The following is a 21,870-nucleotide window of genomic DNA, read 5'->3' on the forward strand; positions in this document are numbered from 1 at the left end:
TTCGTCAGACCGGTAAACCGCCCTACATCGCGCTGATAATCTTCGCTGCTGACATGGCTCAGGAATCCACCATCGCCATCGCCTCTTCGACATCCACCGCCACCAATCGCGAACAGCCCGGCTCGTGCATCGTCACCCCCATCAACTGATCCGCCATTTCCATGGCGATCTTGTTGTGGGTGATATAGATGAACTGCACGGTCTGGGACATCTCTTTGACCAGGCGTGCGTAACGTCCAACGTTAGCGTCATCCAGTGGCGCGTCAACTTCATCGAGCATGCAGAACGGCGCCGGGTTCAACTTGAAGATGGCAAACACCAGGGCCAATGCGGTCAGGGCTTTTTCGCCGCCGGACAACAAATGGATGGTGCTGTTCTTCTTGCCCGGAGGCCGCGCCATGATCGTTACCCCTGTATCGAGTAGATCTTCGCCCGTCAGTTCCAAGTAAGCGCTGCCGCCACCGAAAACTTTTGGGAATAACGCCTGTAAACCGCCGTTAATCTGATCAAAGGTATCTTTGAAGCGGTTGCGGGTTTCCTTGTCGATCTTGCGGATCACGTTTTCCAGGGTGTCCAGGGCTTCCACCAGATCGGCGTCCTGAGCATCCAGATAACGTTTACGCTCGGACTGTTGCTGGTATTCGTCGATGGCGGCGAGGTTGATCGCACCGAGTCGCTGGATACGCGCGGCAATCCGCTCAAGTTCTTCTTCGGCGTCTTTCTCGTTGGCCTGGGCGGTCAGGGTGTTGAGCACGCCGTGCAGGTCGTAGCCGTCTTCGAGCAGTTGGTCTTGCAGGGTTTTGCGCCGCACGGTCAGGGCCTGCCATTCCATGCGCTGTTGTTCGAGCTGGCCGCGAATCAGTTGGGATTGCTGCTCGGCCTGGGTGCGGCGTTTTTCCGCGTCGCGCAGTTCGCGGTCGGCGTCTTCCAGGGCGATTTGCGCGGTCTTGAGTTCTTCGTCGACGGTCATGCGCTTGTCGAGCAGTTCTTCGAGCTTGAGCCGCAACTCTTCCAGGGGCGCTTCGCCCTCCTCCAGGTTGAGGCTCAGTTGCTCACGCTTTTCGGTCAGGCGCTCGGACTGCATCTCCAGGCGCTCCAGGGCCTGGCGCGTGGAATCGTGCTGGGCGCGCAAGGAGCCGAGGCGCACCGCCAACTGGTGGGCGTGGTCCTTGTGCTGGCGCGCTTCCTGGCGGACCCGGTCGAGGCGTTCGCGCAGGCTGTCGCGCTGGGCCAGCAGCAATTCGCGCTGCTCGGTGTCGACGGCCATGCTGTCGAGGGCTTCCTGCAATTGCAGGCGCGCCTCGCCGATCTGTTCGTGTTCGAGGGCGCGCTGCTCGCCCATCTCGGCCACTTCTTCGTCGAGGCGTGTGCGGCGCAGGGTCAGTTGCTCGACCTTGGCCTTGCTCGCCGACAACTGGGCTTTCAATTCGCCCTGCTGGCGCGCTTCGTCCTGCAACAGGCGGCGCAGGTGTTCGCGGCCGGTCTCTTGCTGGCGCTGGGTGGCGCGCAGGGTCTGCAGTTCGGTTTCCAGGCTTTCCAGGGTGGCTTCGCGCTCTTCACGCTCGGCGATCAGCTTGACGATTTCCTGGCCACGGGCCAATACGCCACTTTCCGCCTCACTGGCGCGGCGCACCCGCAGGAAGTGGCGGCCGACCCAATAACCGTCACGGCTGATCAGGCTTTCGCCGGCGCCCAGTTGACCGCGCTGGGCCAGCGCCTGCTCCAGGGATTCCACCGGTTTGACCTGGCCCAGCCACGGCGCCAGGTCAAGCGCCGCCTCGACTTTATCCAGCAGGCTGCCCGGCACGCGCGCGCCATCGGCGGCGGGGCTGAGCAAGCGCAGATCGCCCTGGGCAAAACCGGCCAGGTCGAAGCCGGCAAAATCATCCACCAGCACCGCTTGCAGGTCGGCGCCGAGCACGGTTTCCACCGCCAGTTCCCAACCGGCCTCGACCTTCAAGCCCTCCGCCAGACGCGGGCGTTCGGCCAAGTGCTGGTCACGCAGCCATTCGGCGGTGCCGGTGCCAGGGTCCAACGCGGCCTGCTGCAAGGCTTCGAGGGACGCCAGGCGCCCGTTGAGCCGCTGCAGATCGCCCTGGGCCTGTTGCTGGGCCTGGGTCGCCTGTTGCAGTTGCTGACGCAATTGCTCCAGGCGCTCCACTTGCTGTTCTTCGCTGGCTTCCAGCTCTTCGAGGGTCATTTCGCTTTCGGCGAGTTGCTCGCTCAGCTCCAGGATCGCCGCGTCTTCCGGGTCGGCGGCGAGCAGCACACGCTCTTCCTGCAGGCGACGCTGGCGCTCGGCCAGGCGCTCCATGCTGGTTTCCAGTTGCTGGATGCGCGACTGCTGCACCTCAGCCTGGCGGCGCGGTTCGGCGGAGCGCAGGTTGAAGGTGTCCCACTGCTCCTGCCAGCCGTGCATGGTGGTCTCGGATTCTTCCAGAGTGGCGGCGGCTTCTTCGGCAGCGGCGCTGGTGACTTCCTGTTCGGGGGTGAGCATGTCCAGCTCTTCGCCGAGGGTCAGCAGCAAGGTGCGGTCGTGGCCGAGGTGGGACTCGGTCTCCAGGCGCGCGCGCTCGGCTTCCTTCAGATCGTCCTGCAACTGGCGCAGACGTTGCTGGCCGTGCTGGATGCTCTGTTCGACCCGGGCGATGTCGCCGCCCACCGAATAGAAGCGGCCCTGCACCAGATTGAAGCGCTCGGACAGGTCATGATGCCCATCGCGCAGGCGCTCGATGCTGGCGTCGGCGTTGCGTTGTTCGGCCACCAGGGCTTCGAAGCTGATTTCCTGGGTGCCGATGATCGCTTCGCGCTGGCCGACCTGATCGTTCAGCGCCTGCCAGCGCAAGGCCGACAGTTGTGCCTTGAGCTGACGCTCTTCGCCCTTGTATTCCTGATACTTCTCGGCGGCCTGGGCCTGGCGGTGCAGGCGCTCCAACTGGCGCTCCAGCTCTTCGCGCAGGTCGGTCAGGCGGGCGAGGTTTTCATGGGTGCGGCGGATACGGTTTTCGGTCTCGCGACGGCGCTCCTTGTACTTGGAGATGCCGGCAGCTTCTTCGATAAAGTTACGCAGGTCTTCGGGCTTGGCTTCGATCAGCTTGGAGATCATGCCCTGTTCGATGATCGAATAGCTGCGCGGGCCAAGGCCGGTGCCGAGGAAGATATCGGTGATGTCCCGACGGCGACACTTGGTGCCGTTGAGGAAGTAACTGTTCTGGCTGTCGCGCGTCACTTTGCGGCGGATGGAAATTTCCGCGTAGGCCGCGTATTCGCCGACCAGGGTGCCGTCAGAGTTGTCGAACACCAGTTCGATGCTGGCCTGGCTCACCGGCTTGCGGCTGGTGGAGCCGTTGAAGATGACGTCGGTCATCGACTCGCCACGCAGGTTTTTCGCCGAGCTCTCGCCCATCACCCAGCGCACGGCATCGATGATGTTCGACTTGCCGCAGCCATTGGGCCCGACCACCGCCGCCATGTTACTGGGGAAGTTCACCGTGGTCGGGTCGACGAAGGATTTGAACCCCGCCAGTTTGATGCACTTGAGCCGCACGCTTAGGCGTCCGCCAACGCAGCGATCACCAGCGAGCAACTGCGCTGGCCGTAGGCCGACAGCACCAGGCGAATCTGCGGCAGGTCACGGGCGAGCACGGCGGCGAGCAACTGCTCGAACAGCGCGAGGTATTCGCTCATGGAGGCCTTGCGTTGATCCAGGGCCAGGTAATAGGCGCGGTTCATCGCCGGCTGCAGGTTCTCGACGGTTTCCTGCAAATACGGATTGTTGGCGAAGGGGTACGCGGCACGCATCACATTGAAGCTTTCTGCGACGAAGGCGCGGATGTCCTGGCGTTCGAAATTGCTCACCAGGCGCTGCTGGATCTGCACGAACGGCGCCATGTCGGCCTGGGTCTGCCAGCCCTGCGCCACCGCATTGCCGAGCAGGATGTACAGCTCGGCCATCAACGTACACAGGCTCTGCACCTTGTGCGCGGTGAGTTCGGTGACGTGAGCGCCACGGCGCGGCAGGATCGCGATCAGGTGGCGACGTTCGAGGATCAGCAAGGCTTCACGCACGGAACCGCGGCTGACATTGAGTGCCAGCGTAACCTTCTGTTCCTGGATCCGTTCCCCAGGCTTGAGATCGCCGCGAATGATACGTTCGGCGAGGTGGTGAGCGATTTGCTCGGCGAGACTGTCCGGCGCCTTGAACGTCATGTTTTCCCTTCAAAATCTTCTATCGATACAAGCGCGCCAGTGTAGCGCAAATGCCCGCTGATGGCGCTCGGCCCACCTTCAAGAATTTGGCATGAAATAAGCATCGATGAACCGCCAGAAGCCCCCAAAAACGCCGGTTCCAGAAGACTGGACCATAATTGATAGGGTTGCGACCGCATTTTCTTGACCTTTAGGTCAGAAAATCATTGACCGAAAAGTCAGACATGACTAGATTCGGCGCAAAGCGGTTAACAACAATAATGAGTCTGCGAGGCCTTCCGTGATCCAGTTTTTACTTAACCAGGAACTCCGTAGCGAGCACGCCCTGGACCCCAACCTGACCGTGCTCAACTACCTGCGCGAGCATGTGGGCAAACCCGGCACCAAGGAAGGCTGTGCCAGCGGCGATTGCGGCGCCTGCACCGTGGTGGTCGGCGAACTGCACAGCGATGAGCAGGGCGAGCGGATTCGCTATCGCAGCCTGAATGCGTGCCTGACGTTCGTGTCGTCGTTGCACGGCAAACAGTTGATCAGCGTCGAAGACCTCAAGCACCAGGGCCAACTGCACAGCGTGCAACAGGCGATGGTGGAGTGTCACGGTTCGCAATGCGGCTTCTGCACCCCCGGTTTTGTGATGTCGTTGTTCGCCCTGCAAAAAAACAGCGACGCCCCTGACCGCGACAAAGCCCATGAAGCCCTGGCCGGCAACCTGTGCCGCTGCACCGGCTATCGCCCGATCCTCGCCGCCGCCGAACAGGCCTGCTGCAACAAACCCCAGGATCAGTTCGACAGCCGCGAGGCCCAGACCATCGCCCGCCTCAAGGCCATCGCGCCGACGCACACCGCTGAACTCAACAGCGGCGACAAACGCTGCCTGGTGCCGCTGACCGTCGCCGACCTGGCCGACCTCTACGACGCCTACCCCCAGGCCCGCCTGCTGGCCGGTGGCACCGACCTGGCGCTGGAAGTCACGCAGTTCCACCGCACGCTGCCGGTGATGATCTACGTCGGCAATATCGACGAGATGAAGCGCATCGAGACGTTCGACGATCGCCTGGAAATCGGCGCCGCCGCCGCCCTCTCCGATTGCTACACCGCGCTGCGCCACGAATACCCGGACTTCGGCGAACTGCTGCAGCGCTTCGCCTCCCTGCAAATCCGCAACCAGGGCACCCTGGGCGGCAACATCGGCAACGCCTCGCCGATCGGCGATTCGCCGCCGCTGCTGATCGCCCTCGGCGCGCAGATCGTGCTGTGCAAGGGCAACGTCCGTCGCACCCTGGCGCTGGAAGATTACTTCATCGACTACCGCGTCACCGCACGCCAGGACAGCGAGTTCATCGAGAAGATCATCGTGCCCAAGGGCCACACGCGGTTCCGGGCGTACAAGGTATCCAAGCGCCTGGACGACGATATTTCCGCGGTGTGCGCGGCGTTCAACCTGAAGATCGACGACGGTGTGATCAGCGACGCCCGCGTCGCCTTCGGTGGTATGGCCGCCACGCCCAAACGCGCACAGCACTGCGAAACCGTGCTGATCGGCGCACCCTGGAATGCCGCCACCGTGGAGCACGCCTGCGCCGCCCTGGCCGAGGATTTCACCCCGCTGTCGGACTTTCGCGCCAGCAAGGAATACCGCCTGCTCAGCGCGCAGAACCTGCTGCGCAAATACTTCATCGAGCTGCAAACGCCGCACATCGAAACTCGGGTGACCGCTTATGTCTAACCATCACGCCGTGGCAAAAACCCAGGCCGAACTGGCCGCGCTGTTTGCCCAGGACCTGACCTCCGGCGTCGGCCGTAGCGTCAAGCACGACAGCGCCGCCAAGCACGTATCCGGCGAAGCGCAGTACATCGACGACCGCCTGGAACTCCCCAACCAGTTGCACCTGTGTGCGCGCCTGTCCGACCGCGCCCACGCCAAAATCCTCAACATCGATACCGCGCCCTGCTACGCCTTCGACGGCGTGCGTATCGTCATCACCCACGAAGACGTGCCGGGGCTCAAAGACATCGGCCCGCTGCTGCCGGGTGATCCGCTGCTGGCCATCGACACCGTGCAGTTCGTCGGCCAGGTGGTGCTGGCCGTGGCCGCCCGCGACCTGGAAACCGCGCGTAAAGCGGCGCTGGCCGCAGTGATCGAATACGAAGACCTGGAGCCGGTGCTGGACGTGGTCGAGGCCTACCGCAACCAGCATTTCGTGCTGGACAGCCACACCCATCAACGCGGCGATTCGGCAACGGCGCTGGCGGCCGCGAAGCATCGCATCCAGGGCACGCTGCATATTGGCGGCCAGGAACACTTCTACCTGGAAACCCAGATTTCCTCGGTGATGCCCACCGAAGACGGCGGCATGATCGTCTACTGCTCCACGCAAAACCCCACCGAGGTGCAGAAGCTGGTGGCCGAAGTGCTCGACGTGTCGATGAACAAGATCGTCGTCGACATGCGCCGCATGGGCGGCGGTTTCGGCGGCAAGGAGACTCAGGCCGCCAGCCCGGCGTGCCTGTGTGCGGTGGTCGCGCGCCTTACCGGGCAGCCGACCAAGATGCGCCTGCCGCGCGTCGAAGACATGCTGATGACCGGCAAGCGCCACCCCTTCTATATCGAATACGACGTCGGCTTCGACGACAGCGGGCGCTTGCACGGCATCCAGTTGGAGCTGGCGGGTAACTGCGGCTGTTCGCCGGACCTGTCGAACTCAATTGTCGACCGCGCCATGTTCCACGCCGACAACGCGTATTACCTGGGCGATGCCACGGTCAACGGCCATCGCTGCAAGACCAACACCGCGTCCAACACCGCCTATCGCGGCTTCGGCGGCCCGCAAGGGATGGTCGCCATCGAAGAAGTCATGGACGCCATCGCCCGTCATCTGGCCCTCGACCCGTTGGCGGTGCGCAAGGCCAACTATTACGGCAAGACCGAGCGCAACGTCACCCACTACTATCAGACCGTCGAGCACAACCTGCTCGAAGAGATGACCGCCGAGCTTGAGGCCAGCAGCCAATACGCCGAGCGCCGCGAAGCGATCCGCCGCTACAACGCGCACAGCCCGATCCTGAAAAAAGGCCTGGCGCTGACCCCGGTGAAATTCGGCATTTCCTTCACCGCCAGCTTCCTCAACCAGGCCGGCGCGCTGATCCATATCTACACCGATGGCAGCATCCACCTGAACCACGGCGGCACCGAGATGGGCCAGGGCTTGAACACCAAGGTCGCGCAAGTGGTGGCCGAGGTGTTCCAGGTGGACATCGACCGCGTGCAGATCACCGCCACCAACACCGACAAGGTGCCCAACACCTCGCCGACCGCCGCCTCCAGCGGTGCCGACCTGAACGGCAAGGCCGCGCAGAACGCCGCCGAAACCATCAAGCAACGCCTGGTGGAATTTGCCGCGCGCCACTACGCGGTGAGCGAAGCGGACGTGGCATTCCACAACGGCCATGTGCGCGTGCGCGAGCAGATCCTGAGCTTTGAAAGCCTGATCCAGCAGGCGTATTTCGCCCAGGTGTCGTTGTCGAGCACCGGCTTCTACAAGACCCCGAAAATCTTCTACGACCGCAGCCAGGCGCGCGGTCGGCCGTTCTACTACTTCGCGTTCGGCGCGGCCTGCTGCGAAGTGATCGTCGACACCCTGACCGGCGAATACAAGATGCTGCGCACCGACATCCTCCACGACGTCGGCGCTTCGCTGAACCCGGCCATCGACACTGGCCAGGTCGAAGGCGGCTTTATCCAGGGCATGGGCTGGCTGACCATGGAAGAGCTGGTATGGAACGACAAGGGCAAGCTGATGACGAACAGCCCGGCCAGCTACAAGATCCCGGCCGTGGCCGACATGCCGTTGGATCTGCGCGTGAAGCTGGTGGAAAACCGCAAGAACCCGGAAGACACAGTGCTCCATTCCAAGGCCGTGGGTGAACCGCCGTTCATGCTCGGGATTGCTTCGTGGTGCGCGATCAAGGATGCGGTGGCGAGCCTGGGTGACTATCGTCACCAGCCGAACATCGATGCGCCGGCGACGCCGGAGCGGGTGTTGTGGGGCTGTGAGCAGATGCGGCAGTTGGCTGCTGCGAAGGCGGTTGAGGCTGAAACCGAGATGGCTTCGCTGTAAATCGAGGTGCTGCCATCGGGGGCAAGTCGAATCGTCGCACCGCCCCTCCCACATTTTTCACCTGTGAATACATTCAAGTATGGGAAGGGGCTTGCCCCTCCCACATTTTTGATCTGTGAATACATTCAAGTGTGGGAGGGGGCTTGCCCCCGATGACGGTAGAACTGACAACAGAAATGTTGAGGTAGACATGAACAACTGGATCAGCGCCCTCGCCAACCTGCAAAACCAGGGCGAACCCTGCGTGCTGGTGACCATCATCGAAGAGCTCGGCTCCACGCCGCGCAATGCCGGTTCGAAGATGGTCATCAGTGCCGCACACACGTTCGACACCATCGGCGGCGGGCACCTGGAATACAAAGCGATGCAGATCGCCCGCGACATGCTCGCCCGCGGCCAGCAACACACCCATCTGGAGCGCTTCAGCCTCGGCGCGAGCCTGGGCCAGTGCTGCGGCGGCGCGACCGTGCTGCTGTTCGAACCCATGGGCCAGGTGCAGGCACAGATCGCCGTATTTGGCGCCGGCCACGTCGGCCGCGCCCTGGTGCCGTTGCTGGCGAGCCTGCCGTGCCGGGTGCGCTGGATCGATTCGCGCGAGCAGGAGTTCCCGGAACACATCCCACCGGGCGTGCGCAAAATCGTCAGCGAAGAACCGGTCGACGAAATTGCCGACCTGCCCGCAGGCAGTTACTGCATCGTGATGACCCACAATCACGCGCTGGACCTGGAACTCAGCGCCGCCCTGCTCAAGCGCAATGACTTTGCCTACTTCGGCCTGATCGGTTCGAAGACCAAGCGCGTCAAGTTCGAGCACCGCCTGCGGGATCGCGGCGTCGACGCCGCACAACTGCAACGCATGCGCTGCCCCATGGGCCTTAGCGAGGTGAAGGGCAAATTGCCGGTGGAAATCGCCATCTCCATCGCCGGCGAAATCATCGCCACCTATAACGCCCATTTCGGCCAACACACCGCGAGCGCCGAACCCATTGCCCAACTGCTGCCGGCTTCGCGTCGCAGCCAAGCTATCTAAATTGAGATCACCATGCCTTCGACTCGCAAAGCCTACCGCGCCGCCATCCTGCACAGCCTCGCCGACCCCGCTGAAGTGGGGATCGAGGCGTCCTATGAGTATTTCGAAGACGGCCTGCTGGTCATCGACAACGGCCGGATCAGCGCCCTGGGCCACGCCCGCGACCTGCTGCCGCACCTGCCCGCCGAGGTCGAAATCACCCACTACCAGGACGCGCTGATCACCCCCGGGCTGATCGATACGCATATCCACCTGCCGCAAACCGGCATGGTCGGCGCTTATGGCGAACAGCTGCTGGACTGGCTCAACACCTACACCTTCCCCTGCGAACGCCAGTTCGCCGACAAGGCCCATGCCGAGGACGTCGCGGAGATTTTCATCAAGGAACTGCTGCGCAACGGCACCACCACCGCGCTGGTGTTCGGCAGCGTGCATCCGCAATCGGTGCAGGCATTCTTCGAGGCCGCCGAAAAACTCGACCTGCGCATGATCGCCGGCAAGGTGATGATGGACCGCAACGCCCCCGACTACCTGACCGACACCGCCGAATCCGGCTACCAGGAGAGCAAGGCGCTGATCGAACGCTGGCACGGCAAGGGCCGCCTGCACTATGCGGTGACGCCGCGCTTCGCACCCACCAGCACGCCGCAGCAATTGGCGCTGGCCGGGCAACTGCTGGGCGAATACCCCGACCTGTACATGCAGACGCACATCAGTGAGAACAAGCAGGAAGTCGAGTGGGTCAACGAGCTGTTCCCCGAGCGGAGCGGCTACCTGGATGTGTACGACCACTACCAGCTATTGGGCGAACGCTCGGTGTTTGCCCACGGCGTGCATCTGTGCGATGACGAATGCGCGCGGTTGGCGCAGACCGGCTCGGCAGTCGCATTCTGCCCGACCTCGAACCTGTTCCTCGGCAGCGGGCTGTTCAACCTGCCGATGGCCGAGAAGCACAAACTCAACGTGGGCCTGGGCACTGACGTCGGCGGCGGCACCAGCTTCTCGTTGCTGCAGACGTTGAACGAAGCCTACAAGGTCATGCAACTGCAAGGCGCGCGACTGAGCCCGTTCAAGTCGCTGTACCTGGCCACCCTGGGCGGTGCGCGGGCGTTGCGGTTGGAGGACAAGATCGGCACGTTGCAGCCGGGTACCGATGCGGACTTACTGGTGCTGGATTACAACGCCACGCCACTGCTCAGCTATCGCATGAAGCAGGCCAAGGACATTGCCGAGAGGTTGTTTGTATTGATGACGTTGGGGGATGACCGGGCGGTGTTGCAGACCTATGCGGCCGGTAATCTGGTCCACCAACGCTAATTTCAGATATGCCACAAACCCAAATGTGGGAGGGGCTTGCCCCCGATAGCAGTGGTTCAGTCAAAGCATCCAGTGACTGATACACCGCAATCGGGGGCAAGCCCCCTCCCACATTTTTTGATCGGGCTTAGAGTTTGACCGACGAACGCCCCGGCTTCTTGCTCTGCAACAAATGCGAGAACACCGCATGCAAATCATCCGACGCGCTTTCCTCGTCGAGGTTGAGCTTGCTGTCGATATGATCCATGTGATGCATCATCAAATTCACTGCCAGCGCCGCGTCCCGAGCTTCGATCGCATCGATCAACTGGCTGTGTTCATCGTAGGAACAGTGCGAGCGGTTGCCGCTTTCGTACTGCGCGATGATCAATGAGGTCTGGGACACCAGGCTGCGCTGGAAGCTGATCAGCGGCGCGTTTTTTGCCGCTTCGGCCAGCTTCAGATGGAACTCGCCGGAAAGGCGGATACCGGCACCGCGATCGCCGCGGGAGAAGCTGTCGCGTTCGTCGTTGACCATCTGCCGCAGCTCGGCCAACTGCTCCGCCGTGGCGTGCTGCACCGCCAGTTCCGTGATCGCCCGCTCGACCAGGCGCCGGGCCAGGAACACCTGGCGCGCTTCTTCGACACTCGGGCTGGCCACTACCGCACCGCGATTGGGCCGCAGCAGTACCACGCCTTCATGGGCCAGGCGCGACAGCGCGCGGCGAATGATGGTGCGGCTCACGCCAAAGATTTCGCCGAGTGCCTCTTCGCTCAATTTGGTACCGGGTGCCAGGCGTTGTTCGAGAATCGCCTCGAAGATATGCGCGTAGACGATATCGTCCTGGGTTCCGCTGCGGCCGGTCTTGCTGGCTCGCGGTTGTTTCTTGAGAGGTTGCAACTGTTCGTTCATGGGCACTCGGATCGGGAGAACGGCGGCGAATTAACGGTAATACGGCAACAAAGAGGCGCTGGCAAGTATCAGCTAAAATCAGCGCACATTGTACACAACCCCATGCGCCAACACACTGTACGGCTGTTTGCGAGCCCGGCTGTATTGCAATGAGTCGTTACGTTTGAGTTTAGGCTTGAATCTGCGCCTTCACTGGCAAACTCCCAGGTAAAAGGAACACCTCGCCATGACCGACGCCACCCAAGCGCCCTTGCGCCCACTGGCCGACACTTCTCCCTCGGCCATCGTCGCCGGTTTCATCGCCATGATGACCGGCTATACCAGCTCCCTGGTGCTCATGTTCCAGGCCGGCCAAGCCGCCGGTTTGACCAGTGCGCAGATTTCCTCGTGGATCTGGGCGATTTCCATCGGCATGGCGGTGTGCAGCATCGGCCTGTCCCTGCGCTACCGCACACCGATCACCATTGCCTGGTCGACACCCGGCGCAGCGCTGTTGATCACCAGCCTCGGCGGCGTCAGTTACGGCGAAGCCATCGGCGCCTACATCACCTGCGCGGTGCTGGTGACGCTCTGCGGACTGACCGGCAGCTTCGAAAAACTGGTCAGACGCATCCCGGCGTCGCTGGCGGCGGCCTTGCTGGCGGGGATTCTGTTCAAGATCGGCAGCGAGATTTTCGTCGCCGCACAGCATCGCACCGGCCTGGTTCTGGGGATGTTTTTCACCTACCTGCTCATCAAACGCCTGTCGCCGCGGTATGCGGTGCTCGCCGCGCTGGTGATCGGCAGCGTTCTGTCCGGGCTGATGGGGCTCCTGGATTTCAGCGGTTTTCACCTGGAAGTGGCAACGCCGGTCTGGACCACGCCGCACTTCTCGCTGGCGGCGACCATCAGCATCGGCATCCCACTGTTCGTGGTGGCGATGACCTCGCAGAACATGCCGGGCGTCGCAGTGTTGCGCGCCGATGGCTACAACGTGCCAGCATCGCCGCTGATCACCGCCACCGGCCTGGCCTCGCTGGTGCTGGCGCCGTTCGGCTCCCACGGCATCAACCTGGCGGCGATCAGTGCGGCGATCTGCACCGGGCCCCACGCCCATGAAGACCGTAACAAGCGCTACACGGCGGCAGTCTGGTGTGGCGTGTTCTACGGCATTGCCGGGGTGTTCGGCGCCACATTGGCGGCCTTGTTCGCAGCGCTGCCCAAGGAACTGGTGCTGTCGATTGCGGCGTTGGCGTTGTTTGGCTCGATCATCAATGGCTTGAGCATCGCCATGAATGAGCCGAAGGAACGGGAAGCGGCGCTGATCACCTTTATGGTCACCGCGTCAGGCTTGACGTTGTTTTCCATCGGGTCGGCGTTCTGGGGGATCGTGGCGGGGGTGTTGACGCTGCTGATTCTGAACTGGCGCAAGGCATAAAAAAACGGCGACCCTCAGGTCGCCGTTTTGTTTAGTATCACTTAGCCGCGTTGATCGGCTTTTCCGGATACCACACGTCCATCAACGGGCTGACTTCAGCCTTGGTCAGCTCGGAACGGGTTTTCAGCCAGGCGTCAACGGCAGCACGCTGCGCTTCGGAGACCGAGCCACGCTTCTGCAGGCAAACCAGACCGTAGTCATCGCCGCCGACATAGCCCAGACCGTTGGCTTCCATGGCTTCTTTGATGAACGCTTCGAGGAAAGCGTCGATAGCTTCTTCACTCAGGCCTTCGTTGAAGTCCAGGTTCAGTTCGAAACCCAGCTCTTGAAATTCATCAACGCACAGTTTTTTGCGCAGACGCTGGGAACGGTTAGTCGCCATTGGAACAATCCTCATAAGTAATAACGGGCGGCACTTTAGCAGCTTAAGGCAGCGATTGCCCGACTCTCTGGGACAGGCGGCGAAATGCCTGGAAAAAAAACCCCGATTAGCAGCTATCGTTCAGCTACAAGTGGTTCCAGCTTGGGGCATAATGCCGACACTTTCATGACTACTGAGGGATTTTCTTACATACCCCTCGCCTTTTTCACCCTCCTCAGCAGTAGGGTTTTATTCCTTATGATCAAATCTTTGCGTCCATTGCTCCTTGCCGGCGTTCTCCTGCCGCTGGCTTTTTCCGCCACCGCCACCCCGATCAATAACACCCTGCCACCCAACGTTGCACAGGCCCTGCAGAAGGCCAAGTTGCAGAACACCGCATTGTCCCTGGTGATGCTGCCGTTGAACGGCCCCGGCACCCCCACCGTCTTCAATGCCGACGTCTCGGTGAACCCGGCCTCCACCATGAAGCTGGTCACCACCTACGCAGCCCTGGAAATGCTCGGCCCCAACCACCAGTGGAAGACCGAGTTCTACACCGACGGCACCCTCAGCGGTGGCGTATTGCGCGGCAACCTGTACCTCAAGGGCGGCGGCGATCCCAAGCTGAACATGGAAAAACTCTGGCTGCTGATGCGCGACCTGCGGGCCAATGGCGTGCAGCAAGTCACCGGCGATCTGGTGCTGGACCGTAGCTTCTTTATCCCGCCGCAACTGCCGGAGTTCAATGACGACGGCAATGACGAGAACAAACCGTTCCTGGTCAAGCCCGATGCCTTGCTGGTCAACCTCAAGGCCCTGCGCTTCGTGACCCGCAACGATTCCGGACGCGTGATCGTGTCGGTCGAGCCGCCGATCGCCAGCATTCGCATCGACAATCAGGTCAAGGCGTCCAACGCCAAGCAATGTACCGGCGACGTGCGCTACAACCCGGTGACGGCGGCGGATGGCAGCATCACCGTGACCGTCAGCGGCCAGTTGGGCGATGGCTGCAGCTCGCAGACCTACTTGTCGTTGCTCGACCACGCCACGTACACCGCCGGCGCCGTGCGGGCGATCTGGCAGGAATTGGGCGGTACCATCCAGGGCCGTGACATCCAGGCACCGGTGCCCAAGGACGCCAAGGTACTGGCGCGGGCCTTCTCGCCGGACCTGGCGGAAATCATCCGCGACATCAACAAATACAGTAACAACACCATGGCCCAGCAGTTGTTCCTGAGCCTGGGCGCGCAGTTCCGCAACGACGCCGACGGCGACGATGCCAAGGCCGCGCAACGCGTGGTACGCCAGTGGCTGGCGAAAAAAGGCATCACCTCACCGCACCTGGTGATGGAGAACGGTTCGGGCCTGTCCCGTGCCGAACGCGTCAGCGCGCGTGAGATGGCGGCCATGTTGCAAGCCGCGTGGAGAAGCCCCTACGCCGCGGAATACATCAGCTCGATGCCAATCGCCGGCACCGACGGCACCATGCGTAAACGCCTGAAGACCACCGCCATGCGCGGTGAAGCCCACGTCAAGACCGGCACCTTGAACACCGTGCGCGCCATCGCCGGGTTCAGCCGCGACAACAACGGCAATACCTGGGTAGTGGTGGCGATCCTCAACGATCCGAAGCCGTGGGGTGCGTCGTCGGTGCTCGACCAGGTGCTGCTGGACCTGTACCGCCAGCCAAAGCTGGCGGCAGCGGCGCCAGTCCTCTAGACACCGCCACAACCTGTGGGCAAGCCCGCGCCCACAGGTTGTGTACGACGTCGACATTCACACCGGCAAGCGTTCCGCTTCGACCCGATCCCTGCCCGCCTGCTTGGCCACGTACACCGCCGAATCCGCGCGCAGCAGTAACCCGTCGATCCCCTCATCGACCCGCCAACTGGCCACCCCGAAGCTGGCGGTGACGACTCCCACCGTCCCCATCGGCGCATCGCGCAGCGCCCGCCAAAGCTCCATCGCCAAACCGTAGGCCTGGGCGCCGTCGGTGTTGGGGCACAACACCATGAACTCCTCGCCACCCAGGCGACAGAACACATCGGTGCGGCGCAAGCGCTGGCTGATGCGCTTGCACAGTTCCTGCAACACCGCGTCGCCAACCGCATGGCCGTACTGGTCGTTGATACGCTTGAAGTGATCGATATCCAGCATGATCACCGACAACGCCCCCGAGGTGCGATTGAGGCGGACCATCTCAGCCTTGAGACGATCCTGGAAATACCGACGGTTATGGATTCCGGTGAGGGCATCGGTGATGGACAGCGCGCGCAGTTCTTCTTCCACGCGCTTGAGATCGGAAATGTCCGACACATAGCCATGCCACAGCGTACCGCCGCCCGGCAGTTCTTCCGGCGTGGCCTCACCGCGAATCCAGCGCAGGCCCCGTTGCGGCAGTTGCACGCGGTACTCTTCGCGCCAGTGGCTCAATTGCAGCGCGGATAAGCGGATCGACGCACGCACCCGCTCGACATCCAGCGGGTGGATGCGCTCCAAGACCTGCGTTGCATCCCGTTGCAGCACCCCTGTGTCGATCTCATAGATATCGCGCATGCCATCGCTGGCGTAGACAAACCGCCACTTGTCCTGGGGTTCCAGAGTGAATTGGAAGATCCCGCCCGGGACATGGGCGCTGAGCTTTTTCAGCAGACGGTCGCGCACGGCCAGGGCCTCATAGGCGCGTTTTTGCTCGGTGACATCCAGGTACATCGCCAGGTGCCCGACCCATAAGCCATGGTCATCCAGCAACACGGTGCCCAACATATTCACCGTCAAACGGCTGCCATCCTCACGCACCAAGGTCCACTCGCGCGCCTCGTGCGGGCTGCCCGGGCTCTCCACCAGCATCGCCTGGCTCGGCGGGATTCGCCGGCCCAACGCAATGCTCAGACTCGCCGCACGCACATCCAGCTCCGCCGCCACATGCAGGCTCTCCAGGGTCGAGCGGCCGAGTATGTGCTCGGCCTTGAACCCCAGCATCTGCTCGGCACCGGCGTTGAAGGTGTTGATCACGCCGTGCAAGTCGGTGGCAATGATCGCAACCTGCGTCGCGGCGTTCAGCACACTGCGTAACTGGCCATGGGCGCTGCGCAGTTCCTGCTCGCGCAGGCGTAGCTGCACGGTACGCTGCTCCACCAGTTTCAAGGCGCGCTGACGCTGGCTGACCAACATATAGAGCAAGACACTGAGCAACAGGCTGAAGAGCCCGCCCACGGCCAGGATCGGGACCAACGACGAGCCGTTGCCCTGTTCGAACACCTGGCTGGGGCGCAGGTTCAGGGCGTAGACATGATCGCCGAGGGTGAGGCGACGCGCGGCGACCAGATCGCTGTCGGCCAGGGCATTGCTGGATTCGTACAACAGGCGCCCTTGCTGGTCGGAAGTGTCGACGATCTGCGTCACCAGATTATCGCGGTCCGACTTGGGCAAGCCGTCGGCCATCAACTGGCGCATGCTGATCACGGCCATCACAAAGCCGCAGGGTTCTGTTCCGCCCGGGGAGACGACCGGCGCGACCAATAACACCCCGGTGGCATAGGCCGGTTCCACCCCCACCAACTGCATGGGCTGGGACACGGCCAGCTTGCCGCTCGCTTGTGCGCGCTCCAGGGTCGAGCGCCGCAGCGGCTGGGCCAGCAGGTCAAAGCCCAGCGGCGAACCGAGCAGGCTTCGGGTCTGGCTGTACAGGACCGGCACATATTCATCGCGCTCCACCGCCGGGGCCAACTCACCGTGTGAATTCAGTTCCCGTATGCTGAACGGCAGACCGCGCTGACGCGATACGTCCTGTTCAAACTGAGCGCGCTGATCACGCATAACCCGCGGCGCCCAGGCATAGGCCCGGGAACGCAGCAGCAAAGGCTGGGCGAAACCGTCGAACTCGTCGCGGGACACATCATTGGAATTGACGAAGAAGCGTTGCAGGCTGGTCAGGCGTTGCTCCTGGTCCTCGAAACGCTCCTGCAGACGGGTGAATCGCTCATTGACCAACAGCTGGAAACGCTGGCGCCCCTGCTGTTGATAGAGGTCGGATGTCGCCCAGGCGACGATGATCGTCAAGGCGCTACCGCCCAGAAACACCACCAATGCCATCAACCAAGCCGATACCTGCTCATTGATAAAACCTAGGATCTTCGGGCGAACGGCTTGCAACGGCATAGGCAACACTCACAACGCCAGCGTGTGGGGGGATCACTTTGGCCGGACATTTAGTTATAGCGAGCGGCCCTCCGTTTGACCAGCGTAAAAAAGCCGCAAGACCGGATAATTCCAGGCTTGCGGCTGATGGGTGGAGCAATCAGCGAGCAGTGATTTTCCAGGCCCGATGGATCTTCGCGTTACGCGCAAAATCCGGGTCGAGGGTCTTGTCGCTGATCTCCTCGACCGCGTAGCGTTCGCTGAGGTTGTCCTCAAGCACGAACTTGCGGAAGTTGTTCGAGAAGTACAGCACGCCGCCCGGTGCCAGGCGCGCCATGGCGAGGTCGAGCAGTTGCACGTGGTCGCGCTGCACGTCGAAGATCCCTTCCATGCGCTTGGAGTTGGAGAAGGTCGGCGGGTCGATGAAGATCAGGTCGAACTCATCGCGACTGGCTTCCAGCCACGCCATCACATCACCCTGCTCCAGGCGGTTCTTGTCGGAGAAACCGTTGAGGGAGAAGTTGCGGCGCGCCCAGTCCAGGTAGGTCTTGGACAGGTCGACGCTGGTCGTGGTGCGCGCGCCCCCCTTGGCCGCATGCACGCTGGCGGTGGCGGTGTAGCAATACAGGTTGAGGAAACGCTTGCCGGCCGCCTCTTTCTGGATACGCATACGCATCGGCCGGTGGTCGAGGAACAGGCCGGTGTCGAGGTAGTCGGTGAGGTTGACCAGCAGCTTCACGCCGCCTTCGCTGACCTCGGTGAACTTGCCCTGGGCGCTCTGGCGTTCGTACTGCTTGGTGCCGCTCTGACGCTCGCGGCGCTTGACCACCACGCGGCTCTTGTCGATGTTCAGCGCCTGGGGAATGGCCGCCAATGCGTCGAACATGCGCGCGGAGGCTTTTTCCGGGTCGATGGATTTCGGCGCGGCGTATTCCTGCACATGAACCCAATCGTGATACAGGTCGATGGCCATGGAATATTCCGGCATGTCGGCATCGTAGACGCGGTAGCAATCCACGCCCTCACGCTTGGCCCACTTGCCCAGTTGCTTGAGGTTCTTTTGCAGGCGGTTGGCAAACATCTGCCCGCCTTCGCTCAGGCGCGCCTGTTCGACCACAGGGGCCGGCGCCGGTGCAGGTTTGATCGGGTTGCCGTTCTTGTTGTACTGACGCTCTTGCGGCTCGGTCGGGGCCTGGTCGTAGGCGGCTTGTTCACGTTCGGCCTGGCGCTGCTCCGGGGTGCGGCGCTCGCCGGTGACGAACTGGTCCGGGTTGACCTTGATCAGCAGCAATTTGCACGGCAAGGCGCCGTTCCAGAACGAATACTGCTTGTGACTGCGGATGCCCATGCGCTTGCCCAGGTCCGGCGCGCCGGTGAACACCGCCGCCTCCCAGCCCATGCACGCCTGGCGCAGACGCTCGCCGAGGTTCTGGTAGAGGTACAACAGGCTCGCTTCGTCGCCCAGGCGCTCGCCGTAGGGCGGGTTGCAGATCACCAGGCCTTTCTGGTTCTGGTCCGGACGCGGCTCGAACGTGCCGACTTCGCCCTGGTACACCTTGATCCAATGGCTGAGACCGGCACGCTCGATGTTGTTGCGAGCAGGCTGGATCAAGCGCGGATCGGCTTCGTAGCCACGAATCCACAACGGCGGCTTGTTCATGCCGATGGCAGCGCGCTCGCTGGCCTCGGTGTGCAGTTTCTTCCACAACGCCGGGACGTGACCGAGCCAGGTGGTGAAACCCCACAGTTCGCGATTGAGGTTGGGCGCCATATCGGCGGCGATCATCGCGCCTTCCACCAGGAAGGTGCCGACGCCGCACATCGGGTCGGTCAACGCGCCGCCTTCCGCAGCGATGCGCGGCCAGCCGGCACGGATCAGGATGGCTGCAGCGAGGTTTTCCTTCAACGGTGCGGCGCCCTGCTGCAGGCGGTAACCGCGCTGGTGCAGGCTGTGGCCGGACAGGTCGAGGGAGAGAATCGCTTCGCCACGGTCCAGGCGCAGGTGGATGCGCAGGTCCGGGTTGATCTTGTCGATGGACGGACGCTCGCCGGTCGGGGTGCGCAGCTTGTCGACAATCGCATCCTTGACCTTCAGCGCGCCGAAGTGGGTATTGTCGATGCCCGAGCCGTGACCGCTGAACTCCACCGCCAGGCTGCCGTCCGGGACCATGTGATCGGCCCAGTCGATATCCAGCACGCCATGGTAGAGGTCTTCGGCGTCCTTCATCGGGAAGCGCTTGAGGACCAGCAACACGCGGTTGGCCAGGCGCGACCAGAGGCACAGGCGGTAGGCGGTTTCCATGTCGGCCATGCCGCGCACGGCCGAGGTGTGCTCGCGGGCTTCCTCAAGGCCAAGCCCGACGGCTTCCTCGATCAGCAGGCCTTCGAGGCCCTTGGGGCAGGTGAGGAAGAGTTCAAAACGGTCCGACATGGGCAATCCAGGCTTTTCAGCAATAAATGAACGGGCGACGCATCGCCGGCTCGGTTTTCAATCAAGCACTTTTCTTGAAGAGTGCCCGCGTGGCACGAATGTGCCGTCCCACCCCGTCTGGCGGGCCTGTGGGCCTTGATTGACGGGGCAGAGAGATAAGTGATGCAACAAAAAGAAATATTCAGACCCTTCGTCGAATAATAACCGACTGCAACGGGCGGGCTTTTTCAGCAAGGGATTAAGCCATTCTCTTCGTAAGGCACATCATAGCCGGCTTTGCCCAATAAAAGGGGCGAAAAGCCATCCCAGCTTATGGCTATAACATCGTTATTGTTACGTGCTTATGACAAAACGATCATTGAATCCATGTGACCTATTGGTTAGAACTCAACACAGGTCAGCGCCACAACGACGCTGGCACATTGGCTCGCCACGCCGGCAGCGGGCCGCACCAACGGCAGAAAAACTCTGCCCGGCCTCAGACGAGGCCGAAGGATATCAAGACAGTCAACAAGTGAGGGAAACACCCTATGAGAAGACTTAAGCGTGATCCGTTGGAAAGAGCATTTTTACGCGGATATCAATACGGCGTTCATGGCAAATCCCGTGAGCTTTGCCCATTTACTCTACCGTCGGTACGCCAAGCCTGGATCAACGGCTGGCGAGAAGGACGCGGCGACAACTGGGACGGTATGACAGGCACTGCGGGCATCCACAGACTCAACGAACTTCACGCGGTCGGCTAATCAAGGGCATTCAATTCCGACACCAGCACGAATATAGCTAACGACTTAACCACGCACGCCCTATCCAGGCGGCGGGCTTCGGCCCAGGGGCTCCTCTTGAGGAGCCCTTTTTATTGGGCGTGTGTCAGGCCTTTTTGGGCAATGCCGCGATCGCGTCCACCGCCTCGCGAATCAGCGCCGGGCCTTTGTAGATAAAGCCGGAATACAGCTGCACCAGGCTCGCGCCAGCGGCGATCTTCTCGGCCGCGTGCTTGCCTTCGGTGATACCGCCGACCGCGATGATCGGCAAACGCCCGGCCAGCTCGGCGGCCAGCACCTTGACGATGTGCGTGCTTTTGTCACGCACCGGAGCGCCCGACAAGCCGCCCGTTTCGTCGCCATGGGCCAGGCCTTCAACACCGACACGGCTGAGGGTGGTGTTGGTGGCAATCACCGCATCCATGCCTGACTCCACCAGGGCCTGGGCGACCAGCACGGTTTCTTCATCCGTCATGTCCGGGGCGATCTTGATCGCCAACGGCACACGCTTGCCATGGCGCACGGCGAGGTCTTCCTGGCGCAGGCGCAAGGCTTCGAGCAATTGCTTGAGGGAATCACCGAACTGCAGGCTGCGCAGACCCGGGGTGTTGGGCGAGCTGACGTTCACCGTGACGTAGCTGGCGTGGGCGTAGACCTTGTCCAGGCAGATCAGGTAGTCATCCACCGCACGCTCCACCGGCGTGTCGAAATTCTTGCCGATATTGATCCCGAGGACGCCCTTGTACTTCGCCGCCTGGACCCGCGACAGCAGGTGATCGACACCGAGGTTGTTGAAGCCCATGCGGTTGATGATCGCCTCAGCCTCCGGCAGGCGAAAGATGCGCGGCTTGGGGTTGCCTGGTTGAGGGCGCGGGGTCACGGTGCCGATTTCGACGAAACCAAAACCCAACTGCGCAAAGCCATCGATGGCCGTACCGTTCTTGTCCAGGCCGGCAGCCAGCCCGACTGGGTTGGGAAAGTCGAGCCCCATCACCGAAACCGGCATTTTCGCCGGCGCCTTGCATACCAGGCCATTGAGCCCCAGGCGGCCACCGGCACCGATCAGGTCCAGGGACAGATCATGGGAAGTCTCCGGGGAGAGTTTGAACAACAGCTGGCGGGCCAGGGTATACATGGGCGGGCTAGACTCGGATGGCGGCGATAAGTGGCGGCGATTATAGCCGGGCTGGC

At 62.2% G+C, this 21,870-nt stretch carries 14 protein-coding genes; 7 read left to right on the forward strand and 7 right to left on the reverse strand.

Annotation, left to right across the window (positions count from 1 at the left end; all coding sequences use genetic code 11):
* Positions 1 to 58: 58 nt before the first annotated feature.
* Together smc and RGV59_RS28340 are read right to left on the reverse strand one after the other, a co-directional pair.
* Complete coding sequence (gene smc / locus RGV59_RS28335) at positions 59 to 3,547, reverse strand: chromosome segregation protein SMC (protein WP_126585495.1); 3,489 nt, start codon at positions 3,545 to 3,547, stop codon at positions 59 to 61.
* A 2-nt stretch (positions 3,548 to 3,549) separates the two neighbouring features.
* Complete coding sequence (locus tag RGV59_RS28340; protein ID WP_017845232.1) at positions 3,550 to 4,209, reverse strand: GntR family transcriptional regulator; 660 nt, start codon at positions 4,207 to 4,209, stop codon at positions 3,550 to 3,552.
* Positions 4,210 to 4,489: 280 nt separating this feature from the next.
* Between RGV59_RS28340 and xdhA the strand changes: the two genes are divergently transcribed.
* The 4 genes from xdhA (at position 4,490) to guaD (ending at position 10,674) form a co-directional block, all read left to right on the forward strand.
* Positions 4,490 to 5,935 (forward strand): xanthine dehydrogenase small subunit, encoded by a 1,446-nt coding sequence (gene xdhA, locus RGV59_RS28345; RefSeq protein WP_017845231.1) that lies wholly within the window; start codon positions 4,490 to 4,492, stop codon positions 5,933 to 5,935.
* A complete protein-coding gene (gene xdhB, locus RGV59_RS28350) occupies positions 5,928 to 8,327 on the forward strand; it encodes a xanthine dehydrogenase molybdopterin binding subunit (RefSeq protein ID WP_322247128.1) in 2,400 nt (799 codons plus the stop codon). Before xdhA ends, xdhB begins: the two co-directional genes overlap by 8 nt.
* Before the next feature lie 190 nt (positions 8,328 to 8,517).
* Positions 8,518 to 9,357, forward strand: coding sequence for a xanthine dehydrogenase accessory protein XdhC (xdhC, locus tag RGV59_RS28355; protein ID WP_017845229.1), 840 nt, complete (start codon positions 8,518 to 8,520; stop codon positions 9,355 to 9,357).
* A gap of 12 nt (positions 9,358 to 9,369) precedes the next feature.
* Positions 9,370 to 10,674, forward strand: a complete 1,305-nt coding sequence (gene guaD / locus RGV59_RS28360; RefSeq protein ID WP_126585497.1) for a guanine deaminase — start codon at positions 9,370 to 9,372, stop codon at positions 10,672 to 10,674.
* A gap of 127 nt (positions 10,675 to 10,801) precedes the next feature.
* Here guaD and RGV59_RS28365 read toward each other — a convergent pair whose 3' ends face one another.
* On the reverse strand, positions 10,802 to 11,566 hold the full coding sequence (locus RGV59_RS28365; protein ID WP_046382440.1) for a GntR family transcriptional regulator: 765 nt from the start codon (positions 11,564 to 11,566) through the stop codon (positions 10,802 to 10,804).
* A gap of 226 nt (positions 11,567 to 11,792) precedes the next feature.
* Between RGV59_RS28365 and RGV59_RS28370 the strand changes: the two genes are divergently transcribed.
* A complete protein-coding gene (locus RGV59_RS28370; RefSeq protein ID WP_046489409.1) occupies positions 11,793 to 12,983 on the forward strand; it encodes a benzoate/H(+) symporter BenE family transporter in 1,191 nt (396 codons plus the stop codon).
* Positions 12,984 to 13,020: 37 nt separating this feature from the next.
* On the opposite strand, the gene RGV59_RS28375 is transcribed toward RGV59_RS28370, so the two are convergent.
* Entirely contained in the window at positions 13,021 to 13,365 is a 345-nt protein-coding gene (locus RGV59_RS28375; protein WP_046382438.1) for a YggL family protein, read from the reverse strand.
* A 237-nt stretch (positions 13,366 to 13,602) separates the two neighbouring features.
* Between RGV59_RS28375 and dacB the strand changes: the two genes are divergently transcribed.
* Positions 13,603 to 15,063, forward strand: coding sequence for a D-alanyl-D-alanine carboxypeptidase/D-alanyl-D-alanine-endopeptidase (dacB, locus tag RGV59_RS28380; protein WP_079444502.1), 1,461 nt, complete (start codon positions 13,603 to 13,605; stop codon positions 15,061 to 15,063).
* 57 nt (positions 15,064 to 15,120) lie between these two features.
* On the opposite strand, the gene RGV59_RS28385 is transcribed toward dacB, so the two are convergent.
* Positions 15,121 to 17,505, reverse strand: a complete 2,385-nt coding sequence (locus RGV59_RS28385) for a diguanylate cyclase (protein WP_126585498.1) — start codon at positions 17,503 to 17,505, stop codon at positions 15,121 to 15,123.
* A 139-nt stretch (positions 17,506 to 17,644) separates the two neighbouring features.
* Positions 17,645 to 19,915 (reverse strand): bifunctional 23S rRNA (guanine(2069)-N(7))-methyltransferase RlmK/23S rRNA (guanine(2445)-N(2))-methyltransferase RlmL, encoded by a 2,271-nt coding sequence (gene rlmKL, locus RGV59_RS28390; protein WP_017845222.1) that lies wholly within the window; start codon positions 19,913 to 19,915, stop codon positions 17,645 to 17,647.
* A 530-nt stretch (positions 19,916 to 20,445) separates the two neighbouring features.
* On the opposite strand from rlmKL, the gene rmf reads away from it, so the two are divergent.
* The gene (gene rmf / locus RGV59_RS28395; RefSeq protein WP_002553055.1) at positions 20,446 to 20,661 is read left to right on the forward strand and encodes a ribosome modulation factor; all 216 of its coding nucleotides are present in this window, start codon (positions 20,446 to 20,448) and stop codon (positions 20,659 to 20,661) included.
* A gap of 124 nt (positions 20,662 to 20,785) precedes the next feature.
* Here the strand turns inward: rmf and RGV59_RS28400 are convergent, their stop codons facing one another.
* Complete coding sequence (locus RGV59_RS28400; protein WP_017845221.1) at positions 20,786 to 21,814, reverse strand: quinone-dependent dihydroorotate dehydrogenase; 1,029 nt, start codon at positions 21,812 to 21,814, stop codon at positions 20,786 to 20,788.
* Between the last annotated feature and the right edge of the window lie 56 nt (positions 21,815 to 21,870).

Source organism: Pseudomonas sp. FG1 (genome assembly GCF_034313875.1).
Lineage (GTDB): Bacteria > Pseudomonadota > Gammaproteobacteria > Pseudomonadales > Pseudomonadaceae > Aquipseudomonas > Aquipseudomonas veronii.